The sequence below is a fragment of the Methanobacterium bryantii genome, assembly GCF_002287175.1.
Taxonomy (GTDB): Archaea; Methanobacteriota; Methanobacteria; order Methanobacteriales; family Methanobacteriaceae; genus Methanobacterium_D; species Methanobacterium_D bryantii.
The window spans coordinates 37,759-45,605 of sequence record NZ_LMVM01000006.1 but is presented as its reverse complement, the minus strand read 5'-3'; the positions used below and the strand labels follow the sequence as shown (position 1 = coordinate 45,605).

8 protein-coding genes are annotated in these 7,847 nt (G+C 31.1%); 3 read left to right on the top strand and 5 right to left on the bottom strand.

The genetic code is table 11. The features are described from left to right. The first annotated feature begins 412 nt into the window (after nucleotides 1–412). The gene (locus tag ASJ80_RS05085) at nucleotides 413–2,092 is read left to right on the top strand and encodes a SulP family inorganic anion transporter (RefSeq protein WP_069585776.1); all 1,680 of its coding nucleotides are present in this window, start codon (nucleotides 413–415) and stop codon (nucleotides 2,090–2,092) included. Nucleotides 2,093–2,259: 167 nt separating this feature from the next. Beyond that, nucleotides 2,260–3,453 carry a potassium/proton antiporter gene (locus ASJ80_RS05080; protein ID WP_069585775.1) on the top strand — a complete coding sequence of 398 codons (1,194 nt, stop codon included), beginning with the start codon at nucleotides 2,260–2,262 and terminating at the stop codon, nucleotides 3,451–3,453. Nucleotides 3,454–3,503: 50 nt separating this feature from the next. On the opposite strand, the gene ASJ80_RS05075 is transcribed toward ASJ80_RS05080, so the two are convergent. The 4 genes from ASJ80_RS05075 to ASJ80_RS05060 form a co-directional block, all read right to left on the bottom strand. Next, a complete protein-coding gene (locus ASJ80_RS05075) occupies nucleotides 3,504–3,734 on the bottom strand; it encodes a hypothetical protein (RefSeq protein WP_143747718.1) in 231 nt (76 codons plus the stop codon). A 1,017-nt stretch (nucleotides 3,735–4,751) separates the two neighbouring features. Then, complete coding sequence (locus ASJ80_RS05070) at nucleotides 4,752–4,976, bottom strand: TRAM domain-containing protein (protein ID WP_069585773.1); 225 nt, start codon at nucleotides 4,974–4,976, stop codon at nucleotides 4,752–4,754. A 436-nt stretch (nucleotides 4,977–5,412) separates the two neighbouring features. Further along, a complete protein-coding gene (locus tag ASJ80_RS05065; RefSeq protein ID WP_069585772.1) occupies nucleotides 5,413–5,592 on the bottom strand; it encodes a hypothetical protein in 180 nt (59 codons plus the stop codon). A 654-nt stretch (nucleotides 5,593–6,246) separates the two neighbouring features. Continuing rightward, the gene (locus ASJ80_RS05060; RefSeq protein WP_069585771.1) at nucleotides 6,247–6,453 is read right to left on the bottom strand and encodes a histone family protein; all 207 of its coding nucleotides are present in this window, start codon (nucleotides 6,451–6,453) and stop codon (nucleotides 6,247–6,249) included. A gap of 340 nt (nucleotides 6,454–6,793) precedes the next feature. On the opposite strand from ASJ80_RS05060, the gene ASJ80_RS05055 reads away from it, so the two are divergent. Then, nucleotides 6,794–7,015 carry a hypothetical protein gene (locus tag ASJ80_RS05055; RefSeq protein WP_069585770.1) on the top strand — a complete coding sequence of 74 codons (222 nt, stop codon included), beginning with the start codon at nucleotides 6,794–6,796 and terminating at the stop codon, nucleotides 7,013–7,015. Between the two features lie 616 nt (nucleotides 7,016–7,631). Here ASJ80_RS05055 and ASJ80_RS05050 read toward each other — a convergent pair. Further along, on the bottom strand, nucleotides 7,632–7,841 hold the full coding sequence (locus ASJ80_RS05050; RefSeq protein ID WP_069585769.1) for a hypothetical protein: 210 nt from the start codon (nucleotides 7,839–7,841) through the stop codon (nucleotides 7,632–7,634). Between the last annotated feature and the right edge of the window lie 6 nt (nucleotides 7,842–7,847).

Below are 7,847 nucleotides of genomic sequence, written 5' to 3'. Positions count from 1 at the left end.
AAGCCGTCGAAAATTCGTAGAATTTTTGGGCCGCAAAATTAGAAATTTTGCAAGCTGTCAAAATCTTTGATTTTGACGCGACAAATACGAAGTATTTGTCCGCTGCGATTTTTACGGTCACAAAAACCTTCGAAAACTGTTAAATCTTTGATTTGACGCATCAAAAATTGTAAATTTTCGAATGCTTTGTTTTCGAGGTTTCAAAAATCGAAGATTCTTGAAGACCGACAGTTTTTGTGAACATGAGCCTTAAAATAAATATTTTTATTCAAAACATCAGGTATAACCAGAAAAATACAAAGGATAACACATAACGAGATAATAATCATTAGTTTTAACAAAAAGGACCCACATATTAAAAGAGAGATAAAACTTTTATAATTTAATTGGCTCAAAAATGGAGACTAAAACCATGAAAGTTTCATCATTACTCCCAATAACCCGGTGGGCAAGAACGTATGATAAAGAATGGTTAAGACCAGATATTATTGCTGGAATTACAGTTGGGGCATTTACAATACCTGAAGCCATGGCATACGTTTCTCTGGCAGGGCTGCCTCCAGAAATTGGTTTATATTCTGCAATGATCGCTTTACTGGTTTACATGATTTTTGGGACATCTAAACAACTGTCTATCGGCCCTACATCAACTATTTCTATACTGGTTGGTTCCACAATTGGTTCCCTGATGGCTGTAAATACCGGGCAGTACTTCATGATGGCATCACTTGTAGCCGTCATGGTGGGGGTTCTCGCGCTCATATCATGGGCTTTAAGATTAGGATTCATAATTAAATTCATTTCAAAAACTGTTTTAACCGGATTTTTAGCGGGTCTAGCATTATATATTGCCTCGGGACAGCTCCCCACATTACTTGGAATACCTGGAGGTTCAGGCACTTTTTTTAACCGTATGTATTATCTTTTCATGCATATTAGCCAGGCCAACCATGCTACTCTTGCCATTGGTATCGGCGGAATTCTATTTTTAATTTTAGCCACTCGAAAATTTCCTAAACTGCCCAATACGTTGTTCCTTGTTTTAGGGTCAATTGCAGTTGTTACTCTAGCTAATTTAGCTTCTTTAGGCGTGAAAGTAGTAGGAAACCTTCCCCAAGGATTGCCTGCTTTGATAGTTCCAGATCCCAATTTGATAGATATTAATATCCTGATCACTCTAGCAGTGACTGTTTTTCTTGTAAGTTATGTGGAAGGGTATATATTCGCCTCTGAATATGCTGCTAAAAACAATTACAAAGTTGATAAAAACCAGGAACTGCTGGCTTTGGGGGCATCTAATGTAGCTGTGGGCCTTTTCCAGGGGCTGCCCATAGGTGGAACTCTATCAAGAACAGCAGTAGCTGATGAAAGTGGGGCAAAAACCCAACTTGCTGGAGGGGTATCCGGATTAGTACTTTTATTAGTTCTGTTTTTATTTACAGGAGTATTTTACAACTTGCCTCAAGCCATACTAGCTGCCATTGTACTGTATGTAATAAGAGGCCTGGTTGATATTCCCCATTTCCGTAAAATCTATAATTTCAACAAGATAGAATTTACTGTTGCAGTTGTAACGCTTTTAACCGTACTATTTATTGGTGCACTGGAAGGGATTGTAATAGGAGTTATATTATCCGTCTTAAGCTTGCTTAAAAACATGTACAACCCACATATAGCCATATTGGGCCGTATTCCAGGTACTGTCCAATATTTAGATATTAAACGCCGCCCAGAAGCTGAAATAGCATTCCACACCCTCATTGTCAGGGTCGATGGGTCACAGATATTCCTGAACACAGAAAACGTGAAAAATACCATTATAGATTTAGTGGATGGAAAATATAAAGACACTAAATTATTTGTCTTAGATTTTGAGGCCACTTCTTTTATTGATTATTCCGGAATTGAAATGTTAGAAGAACTTATCGACGAGCTGAAGAGCCGCGGCATTAAAGTTAAAGCCGCCAATGTCTATGGACCGCTCAGGCAATCTATTAAAAAGACAAGACTAGAACAAGAAATCATGGAAAGTAAATTCTGTTTAACCATTGACCAGTGCATTAAAAGATGGGAAAAAGAAGAAAAAAAATAGGATTTAATTTAACATTTCATAATTCATGCCCATTAAAAATAATTATTTTTTAATAGAATCTCTAAATGAGCATATTTTAAACATTTAAACATTGTGAAGTATTATAATGAGGTAAAAGTTTTAATAATCAAAGATTATATACTAAAATAAATAAATATATCTATGTAATGCTTTCAGAACAGTTCATTTTAATTGGCTCCCTTTTGCTTTTTATCAGCATAATAATAAGCAAAACTTCTAACAGGCTGGGAATCCCTTCGCTCGTTTTTTTCCTTTTAATAGGTATGTTGGCAGGTTCTGAAGGTATAGGTGGAATCTATTTTGATAATCCCAATATTACACAGTTCATAGGAATTATTGCTCTTGTTATAATTCTTTATTCAGGAGGTTTAGACACTAAATGGAAAGATGTTAAGCCCGTCCTTGGGAGAGGGGTGGTTCTTTCTACTGCGGGCGTTTTAATAACCACTGTGGCAGTGGGCCTTTTTATTAACTGGATTACAGGGTTTTCCCTTATCCAATCCCTTTTAATAGGAGCTATTGTTTCATCCACAGATGCAGCGGCCATATTTTCTATCTTCAGGTCAAAAAACCAGGATTTAAAAAATAATATTATACCAACCCTTGAGCTTGAAAGTGGAACAAATGACCCTATGGCTTATTTCCTGACCACTACTTTAATATTTCTAATATTGAACCCCACAACGTCAGTCTGGTCTACTATACTGTTACTCGTGCAGTCAATAGGACTCGGTGTCATTCTAGGATTTATCTTTGGAAAAGGATCAGTTAAACTAATTAACAGCATTAAACTCCACATTCAAGGGCTTTATCCAGTCCTTACCATAGCTCTGGCATTTTTAACATTTTCTGTGACCTATTTTGTAGGTGGAAATGGTTTTTTAAGTGTTTACATCGCAGCATTGATACTTGGAAACAGCCACTTCCTAAATAAAAAGATCCAGATGCAGTTTTTCGATGGAATGGCATGGTTAATGCAAATTATAATGTTTTTAACCTTAGGACTCCTCGTATTCCCTTCCCAAATCGTTCCAGTAATTGGAGTAGGAATTTTAATTTCTTTCTTCCTGATTCTGGTCGCCCGGCCCCTTGCAGTATTCTTATGTCTTTCACCATTTAAAGTAGGGCTCAAAGACAAAGTTTTCATTTCGTGGGTGGGTATTAAAGGAGCTGTGCCAATTATCTTTGCAACTTACCCCATAGTAGCTGGAATTAGCGGCGCGAACATGATCTTTAACATAGTTTTCTTTATAACTTTAACTTCAGCACTGGTACAGGGCTCAACTATCCATGTAATCGCAGAACGTTTAGGCCTTTCTACTGCAAAAAAAGAAGAATAATCATATAAAAGATAAAAATTGGTTAAAAAAACAGCGAAAATTTTGAGCTTTTAATCTATGCTCTTTATTTTCCCGAAATTCTCATCATAGTATTTGTAACCTTCAGGTAAGAGTCTAACGTTAAAAAAGTCAAAATTGACCTTGCTTATGTCACCTAGTGTCTTTACTAAGTTCATTTCTTCCAGGCAGGGTATTGCACTGTTAATTTCCTCACATTCCAGGTTGGTAATTCTCTTTATGACATCGCCACTGCTGGCATTTACTCTGCTTCTTTCCACCATCGCTTTTAATATTATCATTGCGTTCTCATAGTTAGAATCCATCAAATCACCTATTCTTTTTTAAAGAAATGCCCCCAAACAAAACGTTTTTGAGCCAAATTATTTTCCCAATCCATCAAAAATATAAATTTTTAACAGATTTTGGAGTCTAATATTTTTAGTTGATATTTGAACCACATCATATATAAATCGAACTGCTTTACCATAGTAGTCGTTTAAAAGATAAATAAAAATTCCAATTTAATAGGAATATTATTTCATAGCCAGGATCACTTTTAAAATGCCATTATATACAAATCATAGGAAATTAAGGAATTTTTGCAGTTGCACCCCAATTGTTGTATTTTCTATGTATTTGACATGTATACTGTTGCTTTTCATTAGTTAAAAGTCCTGATGAAATTTTAGGAATATTCAAAATTTTGAATTTCAAATAAAATAAATTAAAATGTATCTTTTTAAGCATTTAACAAATATCGATAAAAGTGACAGCAAAAATATTGGAAAATATTAGTAAAAAACGTGTATATGTACAAAAATACATCTGTTCAAAAACATAAAAGTACAAAAAACATATAAATTAGTACGAACTTATTATTAAGTGGACTACTGAATAATCTTGGGCATCATTTGGTGCCTCCTTCGGTGCTCAGGATTATTTAGACATCTTCATTATTTTTAGAATGTTTTAAAATATTTTGCCATAGAAACTATATCTGGTTTCAGGTGAGATCACTCTATTACGTCTAAAACCACTCTTATCAATCATTACTCAAATTATAAAACTAGTTTATAATCTTCTCGAGTTAGATCATTCGAAAAATAATTTTGATATGTGTAAAAAAAATTAAAAAATAGATAAATTTAAATGAAAATTAAATTTTAAAAGCTCATGATCCGTAGTTTAATGATAAGACGTGACATCTTAATAAAAAAACGTTCACTATAATTGTAGTACAATTTGAAGCATTAATATAGATTAAGAGCATTAAAAATTAACTTAAAACCTAAATTAAGCTATTCTACTACTTCTGCAAAAGCAAAGTTTCTTCTTACAGAATTGATTTTGATTTTAACTTCATCGCCTTTTTTAGCTCCACTTACAAAAACTATGAAACCTTCTACTTTAGCGATTCCGTCTCCATCTCTTCCCATATCTTCTATTTTAACATCGTATTCTTCGCCTTCGTTTACAGGAGAAGAATTTCCTCTATTATCTCTTCCGTAATTATTTCCAAACAATTTTTCACGTCCTTATTATAGCCTAAAAAATAGGCTTCAACAGTCTTTATATTTTTGATACTATATAAAGTAATGCATTTTAAAAGAAAAAGAATAGAATAAGTTATTAGTTAAAAAGTTTAATTTTAACTTTTTTTCATATTAAGAGCATAATACACAGTCAATGGTTCTTAAACATATATGATATCTACTTAAATATCAAATCTCATCAAAAAAGACCTGTATATAGTATACTTGCCAAGAAAACTATTAAACATCTCCCGAAATTTAACTTAACTGCTAATTTAAACAATATATAATCTTTTAGGGGTAAGAACATATTTGATGACAAAAATTTATACCCAATTATACATGTCATTGGATGGTCTTCATTTCATACCACTTCCAAACAGCTTTTTTATAAATTCATAACAACACTATAGATGTAATTCTTTATTTAATTTCTCATTGAAGTTAATCTAGCCGTGATTATAGTCTTTGCCATTAGAAGATCCTTATCTTTATCTACAGACTTTTCAATTGCACTTTCAACTTTTTTTAATACATCTTTCAATTCTTCCGGCTTACAGTTACTTGCTATTTTTAAAAACCTTTCTGATTCACTTTTTTTAACCATGTTAATAATTGAATCAACTAGTTATTTAATTTTCGCTCATGTTCACAAAATCGAAGCTTTCAAAAACCTACGGTTTTTGATGTTTGCGGAATGTAATTCCGCAACCGTAAAAATTCAAAGAATTTTTACATGCCCCAAAATTCTTCGAATTTTGAGGGATTTTGTGACAGTAAAAAATTGGAAATTTTTTTTAACGTGTTCACAAAAACCTTCGGTCTTCAAAAATCGAAGCCAACAAACACTCGGTGTTTATGGTGTAATCAGAGACTTAACAGGTTTTTGAAATTGAAAAAACAAAGCATACGAATCTTCGATTCGTGCTCCAAACCCTTCGGTTTGAGAGTTTCTTGAATCACAAATCGAAGATTTTGCAGGCGACAAACACATCGTGTTTGTTAGCTGTGATTTTTACATGCCTATTATCATGCGCATGGTTTTCTTCATTAACGTGTTATATTGAAAAATAAAAAATTTTTCCATACTGATTAATTTAAATTGAAAGTGTTTAAAAAAAAATTCCATTTATTTAACCAAAAATTACATAATTTAAATAGTAATATCTGCACAGTACTCCAAAGCGTTTTTACAAATTATTTAATGAATTAATTTAAAAGATAACAAAAAAAAATAAATAATATTCTTCAATAAAAAGTTTTACAAAATTTTAGCAGCTAATTCAATATCTGATGCTTTAACTGTTTTTCTTCCAGCGTGTTTTGCAAGTTTAACAGCTTCTACAGCAATTTCTTCACCTTTAGTTTCTAAAGCCTTTGCTAAAGTTTCGGTTGCATCTTCACTTACTCTTAGACGACCTTCATTTTTTATGATTCTTCCAACTGGAGCTAATGGTAATTCACTCATACATATCACCTCATTTTTATTATTATATCTTTTGTAAACCATATCATATAAAATTATCGTTTATTTTGGGATTATTTTAAAAATTATAAAATTACCATTCATTTAAAACCAATTTATACACTTATTTCCATATAAAATAAAAAAATAAGGCCAACATATAACTTAGAACATAAATTTAATTTTAATAGTTATTTATTAAACATCATTAAATATTGTATAGCTGAAAAAGTAGATGAAATTCCATTTCGCCTTTATTAAAACTGAAACATGACTCCTATAAAAATTAAAAAAATTAAAAACAATAATTTAAATAATTAAAAATCAATCGTGGTGATCTATTATGGAAAAATCTCAATTTATTGAAATAACATATCTCAACTCAAAAGATAAGGAGTTATTTAAAATAGGCGAAAACAATGTAGAAAAACTGGCAGTGCAAACTAATGAAATTATTATACATTTTAATGACAACAACCATAAATACAGGAGAGTAATCCCTTTTTCAAGTGTTCTATATTTTGACACGAATTATATGCCTGAAGCGCCTGCATTAACGTTTTAAAAACTTTTATCTGCTTTTTAAGTTATTGCATGAAATATTAACTCAAATAAGCAAAAGATAATGCCGCTTATATGTGGGATATTTACAGACAAGCGTATTTAAACGGTTATTGTCATTTGACATTATTCCCTATTTTTAACCAATATTCAACTAATCAAAATTTAACAATTAAATATTAAATTGAATTTCATATCAAAATATTAATTTTTTTCTTTAACAGGATAAGACTGTGAATTTTAAGACAAATACTCAAATATTAAGTCTTTAAGCCGTAAATAAAATAAACCCTTATCATTTATTTTCTTTATTATTACATTTTACTGGAGGATACTCCTTACCACATTTTATACATTTGTAACCCTCATGAAAATGTTTAAGTTCTCCACCGCATTCAACACAAAATAAATGCATTAAATCATCTCCTTATTTATCTATAAAAGCTTTAGATACAATATATATCCAAATTAATTTTATATCGTAAACTTCGTCTAAAATAAAAAGAACATTCTTTTTATCCTATGTTTTACCATTTACTTAAATTTTATTATTTAAAAATCATAGAATGTAAAATCAGTAATTAAAATGAGTTTTTAAAAGCAATTACCAATTTTGTAATTTATTTAATTCTGTCTCTCAAAAATTGATCAAATAATCTTTTTATTGTTTCTGATGCATAAAACCCAAATTGAATATATGTTCCATCAATTCTGGTTATCTCATCTTCTTTATAGTTTATATCGTACTTATTTAAAAATGTTACTGCTTTTTCTCTTTCAACTGCGGGCATGTAAATTGTTACAAAATCTCCATGAAACTCTAATTTCATTTATTC